The 24,816-nt window shown below is 68.4% G+C and carries 14 protein-coding genes and 1 pseudogene; 5 read left to right on the top strand and 10 right to left on the bottom strand.

The features are described 5' to 3' along the window. Positions 1-75 precede the first annotated feature (75 nt). Entirely contained in the window at positions 76-2,910 is a 2,835-nt protein-coding gene (locus ACFQSB_RS24410) for a glycosyl hydrolase family 95 catalytic domain-containing protein (protein WP_380829314.1), read from the bottom strand. Between the two features lie 848 nt (positions 2,911-3,758). Beyond that, positions 3,759-5,189 carry an RICIN domain-containing protein gene (locus tag ACFQSB_RS24405; protein ID WP_380829313.1) on the bottom strand — a complete coding sequence of 477 codons (1,431 nt, stop codon included), beginning with the start codon at positions 5,187-5,189 and terminating at the stop codon, positions 3,759-3,761. 559 nt (positions 5,190-5,748) lie between these two features. On the opposite strand from ACFQSB_RS24405, the gene ACFQSB_RS24400 reads away from it, so the two are divergent. From ACFQSB_RS24400 to ACFQSB_RS24390, 3 genes are all read left to right on the top strand, one after another. After that, positions 5,749-9,858 carry an LGFP repeat-containing protein gene (locus ACFQSB_RS24400; protein WP_380829312.1) on the top strand — a complete coding sequence of 1,370 codons (4,110 nt, stop codon included), beginning with the start codon at positions 5,749-5,751 and terminating at the stop codon, positions 9,856-9,858. Between the two features lie 340 nt (positions 9,859-10,198). Next, entirely contained in the window at positions 10,199-10,777 is a 579-nt protein-coding gene (locus ACFQSB_RS24395) for a hypothetical protein (protein ID WP_380829311.1), read from the top strand. 247 nt (positions 10,778-11,024) lie between these two features. Then, positions 11,025-11,543 (top strand): alpha/beta hydrolase, encoded by a 519-nt coding sequence (locus ACFQSB_RS24390; RefSeq protein ID WP_380829310.1) that lies wholly within the window; start codon positions 11,025-11,027, stop codon positions 11,541-11,543. 367 nt (positions 11,544-11,910) lie between these two features. Here the strand turns inward: ACFQSB_RS24390 and ACFQSB_RS24385 are convergent, their stop codons facing one another. Continuing rightward, positions 11,911-13,488 carry a carboxylesterase/lipase family protein gene (locus tag ACFQSB_RS24385; RefSeq protein ID WP_380829309.1) on the bottom strand — a complete coding sequence of 526 codons (1,578 nt, stop codon included), beginning with the start codon at positions 13,486-13,488 and terminating at the stop codon, positions 11,911-11,913. A gap of 294 nt (positions 13,489-13,782) precedes the next feature. Between ACFQSB_RS24385 and ACFQSB_RS40490 the strand changes: the two are divergent. Then, positions 13,783-14,097: pseudogene (locus ACFQSB_RS40490) on the top strand (FDXHR family putative zinc-binding protein); the annotation flags it as partial. Here the strand turns inward: ACFQSB_RS40490 and ACFQSB_RS24380 are convergent. The 7 genes from ACFQSB_RS24380 to ACFQSB_RS24350 form a co-directional block, all read right to left on the bottom strand. After that, positions 14,072-14,908, bottom strand: a complete 837-nt coding sequence (locus ACFQSB_RS24380; protein WP_380829308.1) for an SAM-dependent methyltransferase — start codon at positions 14,906-14,908, stop codon at positions 14,072-14,074. The pseudogene ACFQSB_RS40490 and the gene ACFQSB_RS24380 overlap by 26 nt on opposite strands. Before the next feature lie 23 nt (positions 14,909-14,931). Continuing rightward, complete coding sequence (locus tag ACFQSB_RS24375; protein WP_380829307.1) at positions 14,932-15,372, bottom strand: nuclear transport factor 2 family protein; 441 nt, start codon at positions 15,370-15,372, stop codon at positions 14,932-14,934. A gap of 6 nt (positions 15,373-15,378) precedes the next feature. Further along, on the bottom strand, positions 15,379-16,455 hold the full coding sequence (locus ACFQSB_RS24370) for a polyprenyl synthetase family protein (protein ID WP_380829306.1): 1,077 nt from the start codon (positions 16,453-16,455) through the stop codon (positions 15,379-15,381). After that, positions 16,452-17,492, bottom strand: a complete 1,041-nt coding sequence (locus ACFQSB_RS24365) for a terpene synthase family protein (RefSeq protein WP_380829305.1) — start codon at positions 17,490-17,492, stop codon at positions 16,452-16,454. Before ACFQSB_RS24365 ends, ACFQSB_RS24370 begins: the two co-directional genes overlap by 4 nt. After that, positions 17,489-18,901 (bottom strand): cytochrome P450, encoded by a 1,413-nt coding sequence (locus tag ACFQSB_RS24360; protein WP_380829304.1) that lies wholly within the window; start codon positions 18,899-18,901, stop codon positions 17,489-17,491. Before ACFQSB_RS24360 ends, ACFQSB_RS24365 begins: the two co-directional genes overlap by 4 nt. Positions 18,902-19,324: 423 nt before the next feature. Next, positions 19,325-22,213, bottom strand: coding sequence for a ricin-type beta-trefoil lectin domain protein (locus ACFQSB_RS24355; RefSeq protein WP_380829303.1), 2,889 nt, complete (start codon positions 22,211-22,213; stop codon positions 19,325-19,327). Positions 22,214-23,264: 1,051 nt separating this feature from the next. Continuing rightward, complete coding sequence (locus ACFQSB_RS24350; protein ID WP_380829302.1) at positions 23,265-23,561, bottom strand: hypothetical protein; 297 nt, start codon at positions 23,559-23,561, stop codon at positions 23,265-23,267. A gap of 160 nt (positions 23,562-23,721) precedes the next feature. On the opposite strand from ACFQSB_RS24350, the gene ACFQSB_RS24345 reads away from it, so the two are divergent. Next, a partial coding sequence (locus ACFQSB_RS24345) for an alpha-L-fucosidase (protein ID WP_380829301.1) occupies positions 23,722-24,816 on the top strand: 1,095 nt, incomplete at its 3' end.

Below are 24,816 nucleotides of genomic sequence, written 5' to 3'. Positions count from 1 at the left end.
GCGCTGCGCCGCGACCGGTGGCCGGTCGCGGCGCAGCGCGTGGTGCCGCTCAGAGGTGCGGCGGGCCCGCGACCGTCACAGGTTCGTGATGGTCCACAGGTTGTTGCCGTTGCCGTTCGGCGTCCACATGCCGACGTCGGAGCCGGCGCCGGTGTAGCCCATGCCGTCCAGGGCCGTGCCGGTGGCGCGGTTGATGATCTGGTAGCGGCCGCTGCCGGTGTCGTTGAGCCGCCACTGCTGGTTGTTGTTGCCGTTCGACGATGCCTGCTTGGCGATGGCGCCGTTGGACCCGTTGCCCTGGCTGTCGATGACCAGGCCGTTGGTGCGGTTGACGATGCGGTACCAGCCGCTGCCGAGGTCGACGAGCTGGAACTGCTGGTTGTTGCCGCCGTTCCAGGCCCACTGCTTCAGGTTCGACCCGGAAGCGACGTTGCCGGCGCCGTCCAGCACCAGCCCGGTGGCGGCGTTGGAGACCCGCACGTAGGTGGAGGGCGGCGGCGTCGTCGTGCCGGTGCCCGTGAGCTTGTAGGTGTGCCCGGCCTGGCCGGTGAACCTGACGACGTCGGTCTCGGGCTTGGTGACGGTGAGGGCGCCGCCGGTCGCGGTGTCGACCACCTGGTAGGTGCCGGTGAAGATCCGGTTGCGCACGTTGACCGTGCCGTCGCGGTCGAACTTGACGAGGATCTCGGTGGCCGCGCCGGAGGCCCACGTCGCGTCCACGGTGTAGCCGCCGCGCCCTCGCAGGCCCTGAACCTTCCCTGCCGGCCAGGCGGACGGCAGTGCCGGCAGCACGTTCAGCTCGCCGGTGTGGCTCTGCAGCAGCATCTCGGCGATGCCGGAGGTGGCGCCGAAGTTGCCGTCGATCTGGAACGGCGGGTGCAGGTCGAACATGTTCGGCGCGAGCCGCGCCGTCGTGACCAGGAGACGGATGAGCGTCTGCGCCCGGTTGCCCTCCTCCATGCGCGCCCAGTAGTTGATCTTCCAGGCGAGCGACCAGCCGGTGCCGTCGTCGCCGCGCAGCTCCAGCGTCCGCCGCGCCGCGGTGTACAGCGAGGGGGTGCCGCGCTTGGTGATCTGGTTGCTGGGGTGCAGACCGTACAGGTGGGAGATGTGCCGGTGGTTCTGCTCGGTCTCCACCCAGTCGTACAGCCACTCCTGGATGTTGCCGCGCGAGCCGACCTTCATCGGCGCGAGCCGGTCACGCGCCGCCAGGACCCGCGTGCGGAAGTCGGCGTCGGTGCCGAGCACCTGGCTGGCCTGGGCGCAGCCGTTGAACAGATCGCGCAGGATCTGGTTGTCCATCGTCGGGCCCGCGCACACGCTGACGCCCGAGTGGTGCGGCAGTTCCGGGGAGTTGGAGGGGTTGGTGACCAGGTATCCGAGGCTCGGTTCGCTCACCAGGGTGTCGAGGAAGAACTGCGCGGCGCCCTTCATCGCGGGGTAGTACTGCTGCAGGAATCCGACGTCGCCGGTGAACTGGTAGTGGTCCCAGATCAGGCTGGACAGCCACGCGCCACCGGTCTGCCACATGCCCCACAACGCGCCGTCGACGACCGACGAGGCGCGCCAGGCGTCGGTGTTGTGGTGGGTCACCCAGCCGCCGGCGTTGTACTGCACCCGGGCGGTGCGGGCGCCGGTGACCGCGAGCTCGCTGATCATCTTGAACACCGGCTCGTAGCACTCCGACAGGTTGGTGGTGTCGGTCGGCCAGTAGTTCATCGGCAGGTTGGCGTTGATGGTGTACTTCGAGTCCCACTGCGGGGTCAGCGAGTCGTTCCAGATGCCCTGCAGGTTGGCCGGCTGCGAGCCGGGACGCGAGGAGCTGATCAGCAGGTAGCGGCCGTACTGGAACAGCAGCACCGAGAACTGCGGGTCGTTGGTGCTGTTGTGCTGCGCGATGCGCACGTCGGTCGGCTGGTCGGCCGCGGAGGTGCGGCCCAGATCGAGCGTCGTGCGCCCGAACAGCCGCTGGTAATCGGCCACGTGCCGCGAGCGCAGGTCGTCGTAGGTCCTGGCCACGGCGGCGCTCAGGTAGTTGCGGGCGATGCCCTGGTAGTCGCCGCCGACGTTCTGGTAGTTGACGTAGCTGGAGCCGATGGAGATCAGCAACGTCACGCTGTTGGCGCCGCGCACCTGCAGCGTGCCGCCGGAGCTGGTGACGGTGCCGCCGTCGGCGACCGCCCTGGCCAGCGCCAGGAACCGCACCGAGCCGCTCTTGCCCTCGAAGTCGCCCGAGATGCCGTCGAGGCCCACCGTCGTGCCGTCGGGACTGCTGCGTGTCGTCCGCTGCGGGCTGTCGAACGTCGCGGAGAAGGTGATCGAGCCGGCCCGGTCGGAGGTCAGGCGGATGGCGATGACCTGGTCGGGCGCGCTGGCGAACGTCTCACGCCGGTAGTTGATGCCGTTCTGCGCGTACGTCGTCGCCGTGGTGGCCGTGGTCAGGTCCAGCAGCCGGTTGTACCCCGAGACGCCGCTGGAGCCGCCGCTGAAGGTGAGCCGCAGGTTGCCGACGGTCTGGTAGGCCAGCTGGCCCGCCGGGCTGCCCAGCATGTTCTGGTCGATCAGGGTCTGGGCCTGGCTCCACTGGTTCTGGAAGACCAGCTGCCGGATCTGCCCCAGCGCCCCCGCGCCGCGCGTGTTGCTCTGGTCGTACGGCCCGCCGGCCCAGACGGTGTCCTCGTTCAGCTGCAACCGTTCGACGTCGACGTTGCCGAACACCATGGCGCCCAGGCGCCCGTTGCCGATCGGCAGCGCGCGCAACCAGTCGGTCCCGGCGCTCTCGTCGTACCACAGCGCCAGATCGTTCGCGGCGGCCACCTGCGCGGGCGCCACTGACGCGGCTCGCGCGGCCGCCGTCCACTGGAACGGCAACATCGCGGCGCCGGCGCCGGCCGCGCCGAATCGCAGCACTTGCCGACGCGACAAATCAGACATATTGCTTCTCCATCCCGAAGGGGTTGCGGACGGTGCTCCGGCCCCGGCGAACACCGCGGGGCGCAGCCGGGGACCGTAGAGGAGCGGCCGGCGTCGGGAGCCACGGACGTCGGGGCATTGGACGGATGGTTCCTTCCTGACATGAACGTCCAGTCAGGCATGACGCGCGCCGCCGCGCTGCCGAAATAGGGCGTTGCTCGCAGAGGTGCCGCCCCTGCTTCGCAAAAGGATCTCGTTGCCAGACACCCGACGTTAAGCGGGCATTTCCAGGTGTCAAGCGGGGCCGACGCCATACTGTGCGGGGACAGGTCGGACCTCTACCTCAGCGCGATGCGGCGTCGCCCCCGGACCAGGAGTTTCGACGCCGGCGCCGGCCGGAGGAGGGCTTCTTCGGACGCGGGAAGAGGCCGGGCGTGACGCGCCCGCTCTGAAAGTTTCCCAGTGACATGGGATGACGACGGCCCCCTCTCCCCCGCACCTCGCGCGACCGCGCACCCCCCGAGCACCCCGGAATCACCGGGTGACCGCCGCCCCGGCAAAGGTATGAGCCCAAAAAAGCCGACCGTAGACATCCCATGTCGAGGACGCCACTCCTCCCCGTCGCCGCCTACGCGCCGGCGGCCTGCGCCGCGGTGGCGAGATTCGCACGTCCGATTCAGGACGGCGGCCCGGGGAAACGGACCGGTGGCAACACCGACACCGCACCCCGGGCCGACCGCACAGCGCCGCGATCCGGATCCCCCGGCACGGAGCGCACAGCAGGAGATCGGCACCGGGGGCGTGCGGGCTGTACCGCGGAATCCGCGCTTACGTCGAGACGACCGTCAGACGGCCGTGCGCGACCACTGCTGGTTGGTGCCGGTGTTGCACGTGTACTGCTTGAGGACCACGCCGTCCGCGGTCGAGGCGGAAGGCACGTCCACGCACTTGCCGCTGTGGCGTGCGCGGAGCTGGAAGTAGCCACCGTTGGCGACCATCTGGAACTGCTGGTTGTTGCCGGTGCCGCAGGTGTACTGGATGAGTTCGGCGCCGTCGGCGGTCGAGGCGCTGGTCACGTCGAGGCACTTTCCGCTGTGGCGGCTGATGACGCGCCAGTAACCGCTGCCGGCGTCCTGGAACCTCCACTGCTGCCAGGCGTTGCCGCCGTAGGTGTACTGGTCGACGCGCGCGCTGTTGCCGGTGCTCGCTTGCTGGACGTCCATGGCCTTGCCGCTGTGGCGCACGGTGAGGCTGTAGTACGTATCCGGCTCTGGCGTGGGGGTGGGAGTGGGGGTGGGGTCGCGCACGGCGTCGCCCCAGCCGTAGCGGACCCGGTCGGCGCCGGACTGGTTGCGGACGGCCAAGGTGAGGTTGGTGCCGCTGCCGCCGAGGGCGTACATCGAGTAGTGGTCGTAGCCGAGGCCCGCGGTCACCTTGCCGCCGAGGGCGGGCCAGTAGGTGCCGCCCATCTGGTTGTCCCGCATCACCTGGGCCACAGCGCGGAGGTAACGCACGAAGTTGTCGCCGCTGTTCGCGTCGGCGTAGTTGAGGCCGGTGGCCATCGGCGCGCCGTACTCGGTCGCGACCGCGCGGGAGGCGCAGTTGCCCAGACGTGTCTGGATGTGGCTTCGAAACTCGTCGTAGGTCATCGCGCCGTAGAAGAAGGCGTAGTAGTGGAAGGACAGCAGCGTCGAGTTGAAGCGGCTGTCGTTGCAGATGTCCCGCAGGTCCTGGCTGAAGCCGGTGCCGCCGATGAGCACCCGGCCGGGCACCGCCGAGGTGTGCGAGCTGAGCCAGTTCGCCGCGACGTTGCGCCACTCCGTCGATGAGTAGCCGTGCGGTTCGTTCATCGGCTCGAAGTAGACGTTGCCGTTCGAGCCGTACGTGCTGATCACGCTGGACCACATCGCGTTCCACGCGGAGAGGTTGGTGATCCTGCCGCCGGTGGCGGCACCGTCCTCCCAATAGGCCAGGATGACCTTGAATCCGCGCTCGGTGGCGGCGTCGATGGCGCCACGGTAGGAGTTCCACCAGGTCGTGTTGGCCACGGTGTGGGTGTTGATGGGCAACCGGACGGTGTTCACCCCCATGATGTATTCCATGTAGTCGTAGAGCGAGTTGGCCTTGGCCCGTACCGTCGCGTTGCTGTCGGACTGGCTCAGGCCCTGCACGACGAGCGGGCTGGTGCTGAAGTTGTCACCCAGCACGGCCCAGTTCATGCCCCGGAACTGGCTGGTGGCGGCATGGGCCGACGGCGCGGAGACGAGGGCTGCCACTGCGGTGAGCGCGGTCACCACAAGCCCGATCAGCAACCGGTGTAACGGCCGGGTGCTCCGCGATGGTCCTGATGAGTGACCATCAGAGGCCATGATCAGTGCCATGAAACTCCCATCACTGAATCTGAATTGCCGGGCACACACGTGCACTTGTGCGCATCGTGGTGCTGACGTACGTCACGGCCACCTCGCCGCAGCCGACAGCCATGAAGCGGAAACGGGAACAACGGGCAGGAGGGCGAAATGGCTATGGATGAACGGCGGGTGGGCCGGTCGGAGACATCGGAAAGGACCGGCTCTCCTGTCTCCACACCTCTCCAATTGTTAGCGTTAACAACTGAATGTCGATCACCCACGGGGGCCTCACGCTAGAGAGGAGGCGGGAGTGCGTCAACAGAACGGGAGACGACTCGCTCGAAGCGCTGGTCCGCGACGGATGCCCCTGTAAGTTTCAGGCGGACTTCCGGACCGCGCCAACGCCCGGTCGTCCCAATGCGACTCCACCGCGCCCCCGCCGCACGTCCCACTCTCCCATCGCGCCCCGGTCCGTCAGGCGGCCGTGGCCAAGCCACGCAGGCTGTGCTCACCGACCGGCCCCGCGAGGAAAATGCCGGGTGCGGGCGCATCTTCTGCCGCATACTCGGCAGCACGGGGAGTCGGTATGCGAGGAGCGGTCATGGGGTGTGCATTCTCTGTCGGCGGGCTGGTGGGGGACCGATGGCAGGCACTAGGGGCTGAAAGTGGCCCCTTCGGCTGTCCGGTGGGGCCGGAAATGGATCTACCGGACGGCGCTCGCGGCCGGAGACAGTCGTTCGAGCGCGGGGAAATCGCGTGGATGCCCGACCAGGAGATGGTCATCAGCGTGTTCCGGCTCGGGAACGAGGCGTGCTTCGAATGGACCCTGCTGCCGACGTCGGATCTGCATTACGACTATTTCCGGTTCGACGTGCTGTACCGGCGGGACACGGGCGCGCGGTTCGCGGGGCACGGGCACGCGAACATGAAGGTCCACGATTCGAAGAAGGGGCGGCAGTGGTTGTTCCTGCCGGCGTTGGGGGAATACGCGTTCCAGGTCAAGGGGTGTGACAATCCCACGGTCGGCTCCGAGGAAAGCCGGCAGGGCTGGACCGGGCCCGTCCATCTGACCGTGGGCGCGGCGAGCACCCCTGATCCCGGCGATCCGGCGGTCCTGGGCAGGATCGCCGATCGGTGGCAGCTTTTCGGTGGCGTCGAAGGGCCACTAGGACGTCCGGTCGATACGGAGTCGGACGGCGGGGACGGCGCTCGCATGCAGACCTTCGAGCACGGCGTCATCACGACCTTTCCCCTGATCGACGCGGAGATGGCGGTCGTCGCGCACCAGACCGGCGGGTCCGTCGAAGTGCACTGGGGGCACATCCCGGACGCCATTTCGATGGAGACGCGCTTCGAGGCGACGCCCGCGGACAGCGAGCACCCCGATCCCGAGTTCGGCTTCTGGGTCAGGCCGACGGATCTGGACGCCTTCCGCTGGGCCTTCGACGGCTACAGCTCGGGCTACTTCCGGTTCTCTCCCGGCCGGGAAGGGGTCGACCCGCGCACCCCCGGGACGCCGCGGCCCTATCGGATCCGGATCACCGATTTCGTCGGCCACGTCTTCCAGGCGCAGGTGCCCTTCGTCTTTCACGCCTTTGACGTGTGGCTCGATCCGCCCGCGGTCGACGAGACACCTCATCACGCGTTCGCCGCGCACAGCGACCGTCTGGACGCGGTGGCCGACCACTTCCTCCGGACGCGTCCAGTCGACTGGAGGGCGGTGCCGGACGGCGAGGACGTCACCTTCCACCTGTTCGCACTGCTGCACTCAATGACGCGTGATCCGGCGCATCGGAGCCCTGGACGGCCGCGCAGCAGCATCCTGGTGGCGTTGTGCCTGCGCGCGATCGTCGTCAAGAAGATGGGCACGGACGGCGACTACGACATGACCCTGAAAGGCCTGATGACCGTCGTCGGGCGTTACTCGGCGCTCCTGTCGCCCGGCCAGCTCGCCTCCATCATCGACGACCTGGTCCCGGAGGGGCATCACGGCGGCCACAACATCACGACCGAGACCCACCTGGTGACAGGGTTCGGATTCAGCTTCCTGGGCGCGGAGACCGAGAACCACCAACTGATGATCGAGTCGTGCCGGTTCCTGGTGAACCAGGCGCTGTTCGAGCGCACAGGGGAGCCGATCTACGACAGCCTCGAGAATGGGCTGAGAGACTGGCTGCTCATCTTCATGCACAATATCGCCAAGCATGACTTCATGGAGTTCAACTCGCGCAGCTACCAGCGGCTGTCGGTGCATGCGCTGCTGAACCTGCAGGAGTTCTCGACGGACTCCGCCGTCAAGACGGGCGCGGGGAACCTGCTCGACTTCGCCGCGGTGAAGTTCGCCGTCTCCAGCAGCCGGCTGCGCCACGTGGGCCCCTTCCGCCGGCAGAAGGAGGAACTCAACCGGCCCGACGACTGGGAGTTCAACGACCTCTACTGGAAGACGGGGCACCCGCAGACCGGCTTCTTCCTGATGTATCTGGGCCGGCCCGAGGCTTCCGGGAAGCCTTCTCGGTGGTTTCCCGACGCCTGGGTGGCCGAGGCGCTCATCGCGGGGACGTCCTCCTACCGGCCGCCGGCCGCGGCGTACCTGCTGGCGCTGACGCCCTACCCGGCGAGCCAGCACGTTTTCTTCCAGGGCCGCCGTCCCACATTCACCTTGGGCGAAGAGGCGGACCCGGGCGTCGAGATCTACTACAAGTCGCCGTCGTTCGTGGTCAGTGCGGGCGGGATGTTCCTCAACAGCGGTTACGGCAGCGACGAGCACGTCCAGGTCGCGACGGGCACCAATGGCGTCGCCATCGCCCAGTCGACGGCATTGCTCCCCACCCGCGCTGACGTGACGTTCGCCGACCTCATCCGGTTCGACCGCTACCCAGATATCCAGGACAAGCGCCGTCCGGTCAATACCGGGGTGCATGAGGGGTTCGCCTGCGGGGCCAATCTTCGGATCCCCGAAAGGTGGCTGAACGCGACGGGCGTCTCGCCCGCGGGGCCTTGGTTCGTGCTCAATCTGAACGTCGACCTGCCGGGCATGGGGCCGCTCGGCTTCTACGTGGCCGCCTTCCGGGCGCCGGTCTCCAACGAGAGCGACCTGCAGTCGCTGTACGGCGTGGCCCCGGAGAACGTCGGCTTCTTCTACGCCGTCGAAGCGGACACCGTCGGCATCGACTTCGAGACCTTCGAACAACGGACCCTCGGTCAGAATTCCTACCCGGGCGAGCTGGAGTACGGCGAGAAGTACACCTTCCACGCCCCCGACGGGCCGACATTCACGTTCCTCGTGAGAACCGAAGGCGACAAATACCAGGCGCGAGTCCTGTCGAAGGACGACGACCTCCTGCCGGACTTCTCCAGCCGGCCCAGACTCGTCGATGGGCCGCATCTTCTCTCGCCGGACGGATTCGACGGGTACATCGAGATCCGCAACCCCGGCGAGTGCCGGACGGCGCTCGTCCTCGACTACCGCGATCCCATGCACCCGGCCCGCTTGGATAATTCAGCCGCGTGCCCGCAGTGGGACCTGGACACGATCGCCGCGTTCGGGGAACGCGCCCGTTACCTGTTCGAAAAGGGCCGGTACGATGACGCCCTGCGGACGACGAAGAACGGCGTCACCCATTTCCAGAACGTCATCGCCGTCAATCCGGGCATCACCATCGAGCCGTTGCGGAAGATAGCCGAGATGTGGTTAGGGATCGCCACGGCCGCGCATCCCGGGAACATCCCCGTCCAGCGCGCGGCGGCGGACAACGCCTGGGAGATCCTGCGTTACCTGGCGACCCGCCCGGGAGCTGACGAGGCGCAACGCGCGCTTCTGGCGCCGCGGATCGCCGTTCTCACCGGGCTCCTGGCATTCGGATCGCCCACGACGCGCCTGGCCGGCGAGGCCGCCGCGCTGGTCCGCCACCTCTACGGGGGCCTGACCGACCGTGACCACCGGCTCGACATCGCCGCCTCCTGGACCGGCGAATCCCTCTTCCATCACGAGGTCTCCTTCAACCCGGGCAATCCCGACCCGGTGGCCGAACAGCTCCTCCAGCGGACGACCGCGGCCGAGGCCGCCGCCGTCGTCTTCCCCATGGCCCGCTCGCTGCCCGACCCGTCGCCGACCGTCTCGGACCTGCAGCGCATGGCGGACATACTGACCCGCCTTCTGGGCCTGCTCACTTACGGTGGTCCGGACTCGGCCCCAAGCGTCGAGGCGGCCGAACTGGCCCGGTTCGTCTACGCCCACCTGACCGACCGCGACCATCGCATCGACATCGCCGCGATTTGGGCCGCCCTTTCCCTGCGTCACCACGAGACGTCCGTCCACCCCCAGAACCCCGACCCGAAGGCCGAGCAGCTCCTGCAACGCCGCGCCGCGGCCGAAGCCGCCGCTGTCATCTTCCCCCTGGCCGAAGCCCTCCCCGACCCGTCGCTCACCGTCTCGGACCTACGGAGCATGGCCGACATGCTCGACAAACTCACAACGCTGCTCACCTTCGGCGCTCCTACCCCACCCGACCCCGAGACGGTCGCCCTCCAAGCCCTCTCCACCCGAGCGGCCACCCTCCGCGACCACATCCGCGCCCTTCTCGGCACGCCGTGAGCCACCAGGTAAGACTCCTCGCTGCGGACCGCTCCTTCATGAGGTGCCCTTTCTCATCGCCTGGATAAAGACACCGAAGACCCGAGTGACCGGGCGCTATCCCGGCTGTTGACAGGTGCCCGGACAGCGATCAAAGTATGCGTTTGTACCCCTCAATGCAGCACTCGTAAAGCGGCTCGGCAGCGCGCCGGGTGGAAGACCCGGCCGCGCCTGTGGACCGGGCCGAAATCAAGTCGCATGGAGGTGGAGATTGGCCGGCATTCGAAGCAGAGCGCACGACCGGCGGCGGGGAGCGGCCGGAAAACCAAACGGACGACGGAGAAGACTCACCGCGTTCACGGTGCTCACGGCCCTGATCTCAGGTCTGGGTGTGACCGTGACACCGGGTGTCGCGCACGCCGACGGGCCTGGTCCGCAGATTTCCTGCCCTACCGACCCCACTATCGTTTGGCGACTGGCGTTCTACGGCCGCACCCCCTATTTAGCGGGGTACCGATACACCGCGGTTTCCACCGCCTCGACGTTCAACGTGAGCGACGGCCGCATCGTGGACAACACCCTTGACACGCCGATCAATGCGACGTTCAGCTCATCGCAGTCACGGACCTGGCGGATCAGCGTCACCGTGGGCGCGACGGCCGAGCTGACCAAATATCTGCAGACCAATGTCAGCACGCAGATCGTGCAAGAACGGACCACCGCCATCGGCGTGAACGCCAGCCTCGTGGTCCCCCCGCACAGCCGGGTGACCGGGCAGTACGGTGTGCAGGCCTACGACGTGGTCTACGACGTTCAAACGGTGTACTCCTCCCCGGCGAACGAGAACCGGCCGCGCGAGAAGTGCTACGACCGGGGCACCCAGCGGGGCACCACCAACGCTCCGACCGTCACCGAAGGCTGGCGCTTCATCGCGGGCTGACCGAAACCGGCACAGAGGCAGCGGAGGCCGAGATGAATCGGTCCTCCGCATGCCGTTTTCGTCAACACAGCCCGGCCAGGCTGGCTCAAGGGCACCGCACCGATCTGGCAGGTCAGGCGAGATGTACGCCGCTGGTGCACGCTCCAGCACATCGGGGAGGTACTCGCGGAAGGTCTGACGAGGAGTCGAACAAGCTCGATGACCTGCGCGGATGACATCATCGGCAGATACAGAGTCCCGTCATGAGGTGGCCCGCTATGTCGCTCGCTACGAGAAGCGGGTCGCCAAGGCAGTGCTGGTGGCCTCGTTGACCCCGAACATGGTGAAAACCGACGCGAACCCTGGCGGTCAGCCACAGGAGTGGTTCGATGCGGTTAAGTCCGGCATGTTAGGCAACCGGTCGGAGTTCTACCGGGCAGTGCCGGAGGGTCCGTTCTACGGATTCAACCGTCCGGGCGCCGAGCCGTCCGAGGCGGTGATCGCGAACTGGTGGCGGCAGGGCATGGCCGGCAGCGCCCAGGCCCACTACGAGACGGTCTTCTCGTGGCTGGAGGACTACACCGCGGATCTGAAGAAGATCACCGTGCCGGTCCTGGTCATGCACGGCGACGACGACCAGATCGTCCCGTTCGCCAGTTCGGTGCCGCGCGCGGTCGACCTGCTCGCGAACGGTGTGCTCAAGGCGTACCCAGGCTTCCCGCACGGCATGCTGACCACCCACGCGGACGTCCTCAACCCCGACCTTCTCGCGTTCATCGAATCCTGACTGGACGAGGGCGGCCTGCTGACGGCGGCCGTTCGCAGCCGAGGGACACCGACGTCGATTGCCTGCCGAGGAGCTGACGGAGACCATCAACTCCTCGGCGCGACGGGCGATGGCGTACGCCCCGCGTCCAGGCGGTCATTCCCGAGCGCAAGGGCCAGATCGCCGACCGCAAGCGTAAGGGCAGCCATGGAGGCCGCCCTATGCCTTCGACGCTGAGACCTACAAGCGGCGCGACCTGGTGGAATGCTGCTGGCAGAGCATCCTCAGGGAGTGAACGCGTCGGCCCAGGCGAACGTCAGGGCTGATCCAACGGTGGCAGGCGATCGTCGCCGTGACGCGCCTCCCGCCGACGACACCAGCCGCCGGCTCAGAGCAGCGAATCCCAGAACTCGCAGTTGTGCCGGGTGTTCAGGTCGGCGGTGCGTACGCCACCCGGTTCCAGCGACCGCACCAGCGGCACCCGCGGCCAGGCGGCGTCCGGCTTACCCGCGGCGGCGAAGCGGCTCCAGTAGCCGATCATCGTGTCCGCCAGCCGTCGCTGGTCCGGCCTCAGGGTGACGTCCAGGCCCACGATGTCGTGCAGGTAGGGCAGCTCCGAGGCGTGGTGGGCCCCGAGCGGGAAGTCCGGCGGCTGCGGGAACGCGAACGACTGCGGGGCGTCGCGGTCGGCGAACTCGTACCCGTAGACCGGCACCCAGCGGGCGAGCACCTGATCGTTGCGCCGGTTCGGGCAGGCGTAGCCGCGGTCGGTCATCACCGAGCCCAAGGCCTGACGTGGCGAGGTTCCCGCCGGGTAGAGTTCGGCCACCCGTTCGGCGTCGCCGCCGAAGGACACCGCGAGCAGGCCCCGGTAGGCGGTCTCGTCCAGGGGCGGGTACGTGGCGACGAAGAAGGAGCCCTCGTCGCGGGTCGTCCCCGCGAGCACCGGTACGCGGTTGAACGCGCCGTCGCGCAGTGCCAGCGCGGGATGTACGGGAAGCGTGGGCGTGCCGTACGCCGGGCTCCAGAACACCGGCGGCTGTTGCGGCGCCAGCAGGTCGGCCACGGGGACCCGGCGCAGGCATTCCAGGGCCGTGGCCGGATCGGCGCAGCCGAGCCGGGGCGCCACCCGGGAGCCGATGCTCTCGGCGAGCGCGCGCGGCTTCCAGGTGTCGTACTCGGCGCCCACGCCGGGGAAGATCACGTCGGGCACGTTCAGCTCGGTGCAGGACCCGCTCTGGATCACCATGCGGTGGAAGAGCCCGCGCGCCGCCGGCGAGGTGAGCTGGGCGCACATGCTGTCACCTCCCGCGGACTCGCCGAACAGCGTCACCCGGCCGGGATCCCCGCCGAACGCCGCCGCGTTGCGGCGTACCCAGCGCAGCGCCGCCTGCTGGTCCATGAGCCCGAAGGCGCCCGAGCCGGCCAGTCCCGGGTACCCGAAGAATCCGAAGGCGCCCAGCCGGTAGTTGATCGTGACGACCACGACGTCACCCTGGACGGCCAGGCGCCGCTCGTCGTAGTCGCTGCCGGAGCCGCCGGTGAACCCGCCCCCGTGTACCCAGACCATGACCGGCCGGAGGCCGCGCGAGCTTCGCGGCGTGGTGACATTGAGATAGAGGCAGTCCTCGGAGGCGCTGCCGGGTAGCCCGGAGATGGCGTCGGCGTTCTGCGCGCAGCGGTTCCCCGGCCGGGCGGCATCGCGTACCCCCCGCCACGGCTGCGCCGGACGCGGCGGCGCCCACCGTAACGCGCCGACCGGCGGCGCGGCGAAGGGGATGCCCTGGAAGAGGCGGTGATCGGCGGCGACGGTGCCGCGCACCGCGCCCGCGTCGGTCTTGACGACGGCGCCTTCGGTGGATCTCGCGGTATCCGCCTGGGCGGGCACACCCATCGTCAAACAGGCCATCGCCGCCGAGATCACGGCCAGAACTCTGCGGCTCGCCTTGGAAATGTTCATGGTCATGATGATGAGCCTGTGGCCGTGTCGGAAGAACCCGCTTGGGTACCCGGCCGAGGTGCACCTATCTCCACCCCCAGGGTGTTGCCGGCCGGCGAGGATGCGTGGTAGGCCTCCGACGGATACCGCGCCCGGCGGGCCGTCGGCGACCGGCGGTTCCGTCCTCGCGCCGTGTCCGACGGAACAGCGACGGCACAGGAAGCGATGCGCGGTGCTCGCCGGAAGGACGTGATCACTGAACCTGCAGGCCGGTGACGGCGCGGCCTATCAGGAGGCGCTGGATCTCGTACCTGCGGAGGTCGCGCCGAGGTGTGGACCGGCCTGCGCGTCGCGCACTGCGCCGGCCGCCACCAGACGTTCAGCAGCCCGTCCGCCTTCGACAGCCACCGCCCCGGGCGCTGCTCCGGCGCCGTCCGAGCGTCGAGCAGGTCAAGGAGTGGGCCGAGGACCTGGACGAGCCCGCGCAGCCGCAGCCGATGCCGGACGCGCACCGGCCGAGCGGACCGCCAGCGGGCCCGAATCACCAGGCGCGGTTCTGGCGCGGCCTGGCCGACGACCCACGGCAGTAAGCGGCCGCAGGGGAGGGCAGTCAGGAAATCGGGCGTCGGGCGGTGAGGAGGAGGTAGCCCATGTGTTCGAAGGCGGTGAAGGACTTCTCCCACACGTCCATGGGGAGGTCGACCGAGTCGACGGCGATGCCCTGGGCCTCGATCATCTTCCGCATCATGTCGACGACCTTGGCCGGCGAGTAGCGGGTGCGCTCGCCGACGTCGGTGATCTGCTTGAGCTCCAGTCCGGCCTCCGCGATCAGGGTGGCGTACTCGTCGGGGGTGATCAGGGACTCGACGGCCCAGTCACGCAGGACCTCCTGGAGTGCCTCCTGGGCCTCCGTGGTGGTGGGGGTGGTGCCGGAGACGTCGCAGAGCACCAGCCTGCCGCCCGGACGCAGGACGGTGGCGATGTTCTTGAGCACCCGCAGGCGGTCGGGCATGTGCAGCAGGGATTCCAGGGCCCAGACCGCGTCGAAGGACGCCGGGGGGAACGGCAGATCCATGGCGTCGGCATGCGTGAAGGACACGCGGTGCTGCAGGCCCTCGGCCCGGGCGAGTTCGGTGGACACCTGGATGTCCCGCCTGCTCACCGAGATCCCGATGATCTCGACGTCGGCCGCGCGGGCCAGCCGGACCGCCGGGCGGCCTCTCCCGCAGCCGAGGTCGAGGATCCGCTCCCCCGGCTTGGGCGCCAGCGTCTCGATCATGTGGTCGGTCAGGCGTTCGGCCGCCTGGGCGAAGGTGCTGGGGTCGTCGGGGCCGAGCCAGTACCCGAAATGGATGTTGCCGCCGAGCAGTTCGCTGAGCACGTCGCCCTTCTCGTCGAAGAACCGGCCCACGTCCTCGGTGGTCATGGCGACGCGTTGCGCGTTCATGGTCGCTCCAGGTGTCGAGGGGGTCACTGCGGGATGAGGCCGATCTGGCGAAGGATGGCCATGGTGTCGTAATAGTCGGTCTGGCGGCTGATCAGGCCGTTGTCGGCGAACTCCATGACGCTGAGCCCGCGGTTGTCGATGCGGCTGCCCTTGACGGCGGTGTCCGGCAGGTGGGGGAAGGTGCCGAGGAGGGTGCCCGTGCCGTTCCAGGGCACGGCGGCGCGGTCGCCGTCGAGGATGACCTCTCCCGGCTCGCAGCGGGTGTCGGGGCAGGCCTCCACCCAGACCCGCATGAACTCGGCGAGTTCCTCGCGCCCCTTGAAGGTACGCCCGAGCGCGATGTCCTCAAGGACGGCGTCCTCGGTGTAGCACTCGGCGAAGCGGACGTGGTCGTGGGTGTTGAAGCATTCGAACCATCTGCGGATGACCTCGGCCGGACGGTCCGGGGTGTTCGTGCTGGTCATGGGCGGTCACCATTCTCGGTCGATGAGGAATGTCGTGAGTTCTTCGAGGTCGTTCCGCGCCTCGCCGGGAATGTCCACCGCAGCGAGGTGCTGCCAGGCGGCGTCGATGCGGCGCCGCGCCTCTTCGCGTGCCCAGGCCCGCCCGCCGGCCGCGTCGATGAGCTCGGCGGCGAGCACGAGCTGGCCGGTCTCGAACGGCCCGGACGTCTGGTACAGCTCGGCCAGCCGCCGGGACGCGGCGCGGCCGGCGGTGAGCGCGGCCACCACCGGGGCGCTCTTCTTGCGGGCCTGCAGGTCGGAACCGACCGGTTTGCCGGTGGCCTTCGGATCGCCCCAGATGCCGAGCAGGTCGTCCAGCAGCTGGAACGCGACCCCGAGGTCGAGACCGAAGCGCCCGAACGCCTCCGCCACGGGGGTGGGGGCCGAGCCGTACAGCGCGCCAAGCCGGCACGCCGAGCCGAGGAGTGCCCCCGTCTTACCCTCGATCATGTCGATGCACTCGCCGATCGACGGCGCGCCGAGCCGCTCGAAACGCAGGTCCCGGCTCTGCCCGGCCATCAGTTCCCGCAGAGTGCGGGCCAGGTGGTGGTCGGCGGGCCGCCGTTCGGGTGTTCCGAGCGCCTCGAAGGCCAGGGCGAACATCGCGTCGCCCGCGAGGATGGCCATGGGGATGCCGTACCGCGCCCATACGGTCGGCCGGTGCCGTCGTTCCCGGTCGCCGTCCATGATGTCGTCGTGGACGAGGGAGGCGTTGTGGACGAGTTCGACGGCGACCGCCGCGGGGACGGCGTCGACGAGTTCGCCGCCGCAGGCCTTCGCGCACAGCAGCGCGAACGCCGGGCGGATCAGCTTGCCGTGCGCCGAGCCGGTCGGATGTCCGTGCTCGTCGTGGACGCCGAGCTGGTAACCGCACATGTCGCGCAGCCGCGGTTCCAGCCGGTCGATGCAGTACGTCAGCGCGGGCGGGAGCAGCAGGCGGGCGTGCAGGACGCCTCGCGGGACGGGCATGCCCGCATGCGCCGGGGTGCGGCGGGTTTCGGTCGCGGCGGTACGGGGCGCCGTCGACACCGGGCTTTCGATCATGTTCCCGCCTCGGCCAGCGCGTCGAGGTAGTCGGCGGGCCGGTGCGCGGTCTCCTCGCCGGCGTCGCGGTAACGCTTGGTCCTGGCGGACCAGTCGAGGTTGCCGCGCATCCATGAACGCATCCCGGCGAAGTTCCTCGCCGCTTCGGCGGCGTGGCCGGGGAGGGCCGCCAGGGCTTCGCGTTCGCCGAGCAGGAAGCGGTCGACCTCGCGGGCGATCGCGCTCACGACGTGCTGGACGGCGGGCGCGCGGGTGAGGCCGCGGGCGCGCTCGACGATCGGCACCAGGTTGTGGTACTCGCCGACCGACAGTTCCTTCTCCAGCGAGAAGACGTCGTTGGTCCAGCACACGACGTCGCAGGCCGCGCGGAGGGCGTCCTGGTAGGCCGGGTGGTCGTATACGGCCGCGGGCACCTCGGCGAGGTCGGCGGGTTCGATGAGATCCATGCAGACGTAGATGGCTCCGGTGTGCCTGCGCTTGGTGATGTAGGTGGCCTCGTCCGGCACGAGTCCGCGGGTGCGGTTGCCCGCCTCCCACATCGCCGCGGCGCCGCCCTCGGCGATGTGGTGGACGAAGCGGTCGCGCCACGCGGGCGTGGCGCGCGGGATCGTTCTGCGCCAGAGATCGGCCAGCGCCGCCACGATGGCCGGCCGAGCCGTGCCCGGGTCATCGCCGTCCTGGAGGAGGACGGCCGCCAGCTGTCCCATCAGGTCCTGAACGCGCGCGGGGTCGCGTCCCACGGCGCCGTCGTCGAACTGGTCGTCGAGCAGGAACAGCCAGGCGAACCAGTCGGCGATCAGGCACAGGCCCCGCTCGTCGGCGGCCGGATAGGTCACGGCGGCGAACCAGGCGAAGTCGGCGTGCTCGAAGCGACGCCGTGCGGCGGGTTTGCGGACCAGGTCGTGCTCCACCACCCACTCGGAGAGGTGGTCGCGCGCGACGCGCAGGTGCTCGTTGAGCAGGGGCGGGAACACGTCCAGGGTCGTCGGCAGGAGCACGTCGAGGCAGTGGTCGACGGTGGCGGGCGGGGCCGTCATCGCCGTTCCATCCGGGTGTGGATGCCGCCCTTGGGGTGCATCGTGATCAGTGGCTCGATCTCCACGGAGCGGCGGTCCTCGGGGATCTCGACCCGGTACGCCTGGGCGATCATGGCCAGGATGATGGTGAGTTCGGTGAGCGCGAAGTGCTTGCCTATGCAGTTGCGCGGTCCGCTGGCGAACGGGATGTAGGCGTGGCGCGGTCGCCGGGCGATCTGTCCCGGGGTGAAGCGCTCCGGGTCGAAGGTGTCCGGGGACGGCCAGAAGTCCGGGTGCCGGTGCAGGGTGAACATGTTGAGGTAGATGTCGGATTTCGCGGGGATGCGATAGCCACCGATCTCGTCTTCCTCGTTGGCGCGCCGCATCGTCTGCCAGGCCGGAGTGTACAGGCGCAGCGTCTCGTCGACGATCATGCGGGTGTAGGTCAGCCGTGGCACGTCGTCGAAGGTGGGCGCGCGGCCGCCGAGGACGCTGTCGACCTCGGCGTGCAGCCGTTCCTGCACTTCGGGGTGCTGGCCGACCAGGTAGACCAGCCAGGCCACGGAGTTACTGGTGGTCTCGTACCCGCCGATGATGATGTTCAGCACCTCGCGGTGGAGTTGCAGCGGGGTCATCCCGGTGCCGGTCTCGTCGTCGACGGCGTTCATCAGCGCCGTCAGCAGGTCGTGGTGCTCCTCGTCGCTGTCCAGGCGCTTGCGGATGACGTCGGAGATGAAGCCGTCCATCGTCCGGATGATCTCGTTGAGGCGGCGATGGCCCTTAGTGGGAAAGCTCAGCGGGGGGAACGGGAATCGGAAGAAGGCGCCGACGATCTGGTTGGCCTCCAGGAACATCTCCTCGATGGCGTCTCCCCTGGATCCGACGTCCGCGCCGAAGAGTGATCTGAAGACGATGCGCATCGCGAGCTGTCCGAGTTCGGTGCTGACGTTGACGACGTCCCCCGACTTGTACTCCCGGTCCCAGCGCCGCAGCATGCGGGAGGTCTCGTCCGACATGTTCTGTGCGAACCCGGCGACCTGGGGGCGGTGGAACGAGGGTTGCATGATGCGGCGCTGCCGCCGCCACGGTTCGCCGCCCACGTTGCCGATGAGGCCGCCGCGCAGGATCGGCTCCACGGCCCGGAACAGGAAGGTGTTCTTGTCGTAGTTCTCGTGGTTCCTGACCAGGACGCGCTCGAAGTAGTCGGGGTTGTTGAGCATGATCATCTTAATGCCGAGCACCCGGATCCGGACGATGTCGCCGTAGGTGTCGATCATTCGCGAGAGGAAGCCGACCTGGTCGTTCCGCATCGCGAACACGCCGCCGAGCTGGTCTCGCAGGCTGGTGTCGGGAACCCGGCGCAACGTGGTCGGCGATGCGCGCCGTTCCTGGATCAGCGTTCCGGTGCCCTTGCTGGGATTGCTCGTCATGTCAAGATCAACTTTCCATCGTGTGCGGTCACGAGGGCGGATCTGGAGCGAGGTGCACAGCGACTCGGAACGACGCCAGAGCCGCGCCGAGTGTCGCATGCTGCGCTGATATGACGATCACTCAGCACGCTGAAAGATGCTTCTTCGAGAGTGCGGCATGTGGCGCGCGGCAGGCCCCCTGGTCAGCAGGGGTGCGGATTCAGCCGGGCATGCCGAAGCCCGCGCCGGCGTGGAGGGTGCCGGCGCGGGGAGGGCGGGGTCCTTGAGCATCCCGGAGCGCACCCAGGCCGGGGCCGTCCAGTAGTGGTCCGGCATCTGGCCGAGCACGTCGCCGGCCAGCCGAGAAAGCACTTCCTGACTCGCCGGAGGCGTCCGCGGTATTCCGGGCGAAAGCCGCCCGCAATACACCCGGTGAGGGGTGGGTCAGCCCCAGAGGGATGCGTTGCCGAAGTTGGCGGGTTCGGTCTCGCCCGCCGCTCCGACGGTGTCGGTGGTCGTGATGGTGATGGTGGCGTCGGGCAGGCCGGACGACTTGGCCGTGATGGTGGTCGTGCCGGCGTAGAAGGAGCGGAACTCGATCGCCATCTTGCCGTTGAAGGCCGAGATGTTCGGGGTGAAGGTGTAGGACTTGCCGCCGGGCAGGATGCCCGGGCCGCTGGTGACGGTCAGCGTGACGTTGCGGGTGTCGTTGACCCAGGCGCCCGAGGAGTTCCGCATCGTCACCACGAGCTGGGTGTCGGTGGTGCCGTCATCGGTGATGGTGGTGGAGGAGTTCCTGCCGGCCTCCAGCGTCATCCGGGTCGCCGTTCCGCTGGTGGACTGTTCGCGGGCCACGGGCGTGGGGTCGGCGATGGTGGTGCTGCCCGACCACCTCGACTTGTTGGCCCGGTACCAGTACCACTGGTCCTTGGGCAGCCGGTAGTAGTCGATCATGCCCATCCGGGCGTAGGCGGGGCTGAAGATCGTGCCGTGGTCGAAGCCCGCCCAGATCGCCAGTCCGGCGCTGCCGGTCGTGAGCTTGAACCTGGTGCCGTCGGAGGGGTCCTTGACGTCGCCGTACGTCGGGTCGTAGGTGCCGGGCCGGTCGGAGGTGGAGGAGCCGTACTCCGAGACGACGTTCGGCATCCAGGTGTTGGTGATCTTCCCGCCGTCGCCGTTGTACCCGGCGACGTCACTGACCGAGAGCTGGTCGAGCGAGTTGCGTTGCACGCCGCCCATCCCCGCCTTGCGCGTCGGGTCGAGCTGGTGGGAGTAGTCGCGCATCTTGCTCACCAGCGCCTTGGCGTTGCCCAGGGTGGAGGAGGAGGTGAAGAACACCTCGTTGCCCATGGACCAGTTGATGATCGAGGGGTGGTTGCGGTTGACGCGGATCATGTCGCGGAGACCGTCCATGGCGCTCTGCTCGAAGGCCGCCTGGTTGGCCGTCTTCTGCGGATAGCCGTCCGCCTGGTAGTCGCTGACGGTGCCGGTCGGCGTGGGCTCCTTGCCGGCGGTGGCGGTCGCCCAGAAGGTGGCCTCCGACCAGAACATGACGCCGAGCCTGTCGGTGGCGTCCGCGAAGGACGGGTCGTGGGGATAATGCGAGCCCCGGATGAAGTTCATGCCGGCCTCACGGATCTGGCGGACGTCACGGTCGAATCCGGAGTTGGGGACGGCGTTGGCCCAGCCGCCGTGGTCCTGGTGCACGTCCGCGCCGACGAGCAGCGTCTTGGCGCCGTTGAGGTAGAAGCCGTCCACCTTCCACTGCGCGCTGCGGAACCCGAACGTGGTGTCGTAGGCGTCGACCACGGCGCCGTCATCGACCACGCCGTCCGGGGTGCGGTCGACCACCAGTGAGGTGGTCACGGTGTAGAGCGCGGGGTTGTTCGGCGCCCACAGATCGAGACCCTGCAGCATCGCGGAGGTGTTGGAGAGCGAACCGCTCAGCGCGTCGAGCGTCGTCGTGGCCGCGGCGCCGAGCGTCCTGGCCGGGGAGTCGAAGCTCGCCAGCACGGTGCTCGACCCCTGCTTGCGCACCTCCTGGCGTGCGTAGACGTCGACCGCGGCGGAACCGTCGTTGCGGACCTCGGTCTGCGCCCTCACGTTGGAGCGGCGGGCGGCGAGGTTCGCGCGCAGGTCGGTGTCGCTGGGGTACTGCGACAGGTCGATGTTGCGGTAGTACGCGGCGTTGCCGGTGTCCCACGTCGGGTTGGTCAGCGCCGGGGTGGTGACGAAGGTGCCGTACCAGGTGACGTGGACGTTGTCGGTGACGTTCAGGGAGACGTCGCGGTAGAGGCCGCCGCTGAACTGGTGGTCGCCCGTCCGGGGGGCGAGGTCGGCCTGCCAGCGGTTGTCCACCCGGATCGATATCTCGTTGTCACCGGTGCGGAGCGAGGCGGTGATGTCGAAGGCGAATCCGGTGTAGCCGCCCCGATGGGTGCCGATCTTGGTGCCGTTGACCCACACGTCGGTGACCGAGAACGCGCCTTCGGATTGCAGTTCGACGCGCTTCCCGCTCCAGGACGAGGGAACGGTGAAGTGCTTGCGGTACCAGCCCGCGCCCGTATAGAAGCTCGCCCCGCCGGCGGAGCCGCCCACGTTGTAGGGGGCGACGAAGTCGTGCGGCAACGCCACCGGGACCCATCGGGAGTCGTCGAAGCCGGGGTTCTGGGCGCCGGTCACGTCCGCACGGATGAACTTCCACCCCCGGTTGAAGTTGACCTTCTGCCGTGCACTCGTGCCGGGCGGCGGGCTGGTCGACGGCGAGGGTGACGGAGTCGGGGTCGGCGTGGGGGTCGGGGTCGGGGTGGGGGTGGGCGTCGGGCTGGGGCCGCCTCCGGCGGTGCTCCACTTCTGGTTGGCCTGGCCACCGCAGGTCCACAGGATGACCGCGGTCCCGTTGACCGTGCCGTTGCCGTTCACGTCCAGGCACAGACCCGACTGCACGCCGGTGACCGACCCGTCGGCGTTCTGCCGCCACTTCTGGTTGTTCTGCCCGTTGCAGGACCAGATGACGACCTTCGTGCCCGGCGAGGTGCCTCCGGCGTTGGCGTCCACGCACCGTGTGCCGTTGTAGGTCCGCAGCTCACCGGCCGAGGTGAACTCGAACGCCTGGTTGGCCTGCCCGTTGCAGTCCCAGATCTGCAGGGCGGTACCCGCCGCGTCGGAGTTTCCCGCCACGTCCAGACACCGGCCCGAGGAGGCGCTGACCAACGGCGACGCCGCCGCCGACGCCGGCGCCGCCCATGCCAGCGCCGCCACCGGCACCGTCACCAGCGCGGCCGCCATCACGGCGAGCAATGCCTTCCTGCGGGAGTGAGGGGGGGAATGCAACGATCCTCCTGGGGGGTGCGAGCCGACCGCGGTGGCGGCCGAGCGGCGTCGTTGTCTCGGAGGGATGTGAACGTTAACATCCGAGGTCCGGATTGCTTTCGCCCGGAATGATCCACCCGGCTGTCAGGTGCTGTCGATCTTGACGCAGTTCACTTGCCGATCCGGACGCTATTCAGCACATCCGTCCGCGTCAACACATCCGATCAATGGACTCCTTCGCGGCCCCGCCTATCGCCGCTGCGCAGATACTGGACTCTGTACCTGAATTCCCAGGCCGCGATCGGGTTCAAGGCGCGAGCGGCTCCAAGCCAGAACCTCGGATGTACAGGTGAAATTTCAGGCAGTGATCAACTTCGTGGCCACCACCGGATGCACCTGGCGGCAACAGCCGAATGAGACGACGTCCACGACGCCACTGCGGGCTTTGTCCGACCGGTCAGTGGTGTACATGTTGGAGGCGGGGATCATCTCTCCAGCCGGCGTGCGGCGATGTGTCAGAGGATGAGCAGCCGGGGAGCGGAGCACCCCTACGAGGGCGTCACACGGCCGCTGAGGTCCCCTGCGGCCGGTGAGCACGCGTCGGCATGTACCCGTATATCAGCACTACTCCGGCCAGAACATCCCATCTAACTGGGGTCGCGCGCGCCATACGTGAGGGCAGGAGCGTCGCGGATTTGTAAGTTTCATGCATCTCCCTCCCTACGGCCCGGCGTACAGCGGCGCCCGCGACCAGGCGGTCCACGGCGACCACTCCTGGCGCGATACCGGCGAATCCGCTCCTTGACGTGGGGCGACATAGATCTGGTCCGATCCGCATCACCACCATTCCGAGGGCGGGCGAACCCGCGTGCCCGGCATCACCGCCTCGCTCGGAGCCGGTGTGGGGATTGACGGTGAACAGGGCAGTTCGTACTGTCCGCCTACAAAGACATCCTACGTCTATGCCAGCAAATCCCCTGGCTCTCGAAGTGGGCGTGACCTGGCTTCCGGATCGCGACAACCCCTCTTGTGAATCCGAAGGACCAGCAGAATGCGACTTGAATGCCATCGGTCACGGACGGCACTCGGCGCGGTGGCGGCGCCAGCGATCTTCGAGGTCTTGGTCCAGGACCACGATGGCACTGGTCACGACCACTGAGCACGTCGTGACAGCGAGCATCGGGGTGCCCTGCCGTCCGGGGCGCAGGCGGCCACCGCCTGCGCTTTCGGCGTCGAGCATCGGAGCCGCCACCCTGGCCGCGCCACGGGATGAGCCGGCTACGGCAACGGCCAAGGCGAGACCGCCCAACTCGAGAATCTCAAAGCCGTTGCCGGCCACGGCGGCAACGACGCTGGTGAGCAACGTCAACGCGGCCCGGTGCCTCGACGTCCACCGATCGCCCGATCACCGAAGCCGACCGGCCGTACGCAAGACGGCCGACCGGCGTCACCCCCCGACGCGACACCCCACTCCGGCCCCGCCGTCTTGGCCGACAAGCGAGATCAAGGGTTCCGAGAAAGGACCGTACATGGATTCGCAAGATCTGCACGGCTCAGCGAGCAGGATGCGCGGCCGGGCCAAGAGAGCGCTGACAGCAGTGTCGGTGCTCAGCCTGGTCTTGTCCCCGTTGTCCCCGGCCGCCCCCGCCTTCGCGGCCACGGTCCAGGTCGCGTCGGTGGCGTCGTCGGACTCGCCCGCCACGATCATCGCCAAGGCCGCGGACATCGTCCCCTCGTCGCGTCAGATGGCCTGGCAGCGGCTCGAGCAGTACAACTTCATCCACTTCGGCATCAACACCTTCACCGGCAGAGAGTGGGGCACCGGCACCGAGAACCCGAACTCGTTCCAGCCCTCCAGCCTGAACACCGACCAGTGGGCGGCCTCGATAAAGAGCGCCGGGTTCAAGGGGGCGATCCTCACCGCCAAGCACCACGACGGCTTCCTGCTGTTCCCCTCCAAGTACAGCAGCTTCGGCGTCGCGTCCTCCTCCTGGTCGAGCGGCAGGGGCGACGTGGTGAAGAACTTCACCGACTCCATGCACAAGTACGGACTGAAGGTCGGCCTGTACGTGTCTCCCGCCGACCTGCACGAGAACCAGTCCGGCGGGAAGTTCGCCAACGGCAGCCGCTCCAGGCAGGTGACCATCCCCTCCGACTCCTCCTCGGTCGTCAACGGGGTGACGTTCACCTTCACCTCTGACGACTACAACACCTACTTCGAGAACACCCTCTACGAGTTGATGACCCGCTACGGCACCATCGACGAGCTGTGGTGGGACGGAGCCAACCCGACCGGCCGCAACCAGCCCTACAACTTCTCGGACTGGGCCGCGATGGCCCGCAGGCTGCAGCCCAACGCGGTCATGGAGAACGACGGCGGGCCGGACGTGCGCTGGGTCGGCAACGAGAACGGCTACGCTCGCACATCGGAGTGGTCGGTCGTGCCCACCAACGGCAACGCCTCGACCGCCGCCGACTCCGTGCTGAGCGTGCCCGGCGGGGGTATCCCTCTAGGTGTGGGAAGTGATCTTGCTGGGAAGCAAGTCATCTGTGGGCGAGGGCTCACTTCTTCGGGGGATGGTCATGACGGTAATCGAGGGTGTCGGCGGCCACATGTCGACCAC

The sequence above is a fragment of the Sphaerisporangium rhizosphaerae genome (assembly GCF_042665155.1).
Taxonomy (GTDB): domain Bacteria; phylum Actinomycetota; class Actinomycetes; order Streptosporangiales; family Streptosporangiaceae; genus Sphaerisporangium; species Sphaerisporangium rhizosphaerae.
This window is presented reverse-complemented; position numbering and strand designations above follow the sequence as displayed.

What these genes read in the sequence shown, in the direction of transcription:
- ACFQSB_RS24370 (WP_380829306.1), bottom strand. Translation starts at nt 16,455, where the DNA reads ATGATCGAAAGCCCGGTGTCGACGGCGCCCCGTACCGCCGCGACCGAA.
- ACFQSB_RS24380 (WP_380829308.1), bottom strand. Translation starts at nt 14,908, where the DNA reads ATGAACGCGCAACGCGTCGCCATGACCACCGAGGACGTGGGCCGGTTC.
- ACFQSB_RS24385 (WP_380829309.1), bottom strand. Translation starts at nt 13,488, where the DNA reads ATGACCATGAACATTTCCAAGGCGAGCCGCAGAGTTCTGGCCGTGATC.
- ACFQSB_RS24360 (WP_380829304.1), bottom strand. Translation starts at nt 18,901, where the DNA reads ATGACGAGCAATCCCAGCAAGGGCACCGGAACGCTGATCCAGGAACGG.
- ACFQSB_RS24375 (WP_380829307.1), bottom strand. Translation starts at nt 15,372, where the DNA reads ATGACCAGCACGAACACCCCGGACCGTCCGGCCGAGGTCATCCGCAGA.
- ACFQSB_RS24365 (WP_380829305.1), bottom strand. Translation starts at nt 17,492, where the DNA reads ATGACGGCCCCGCCCGCCACCGTCGACCACTGCCTCGACGTGCTCCTG.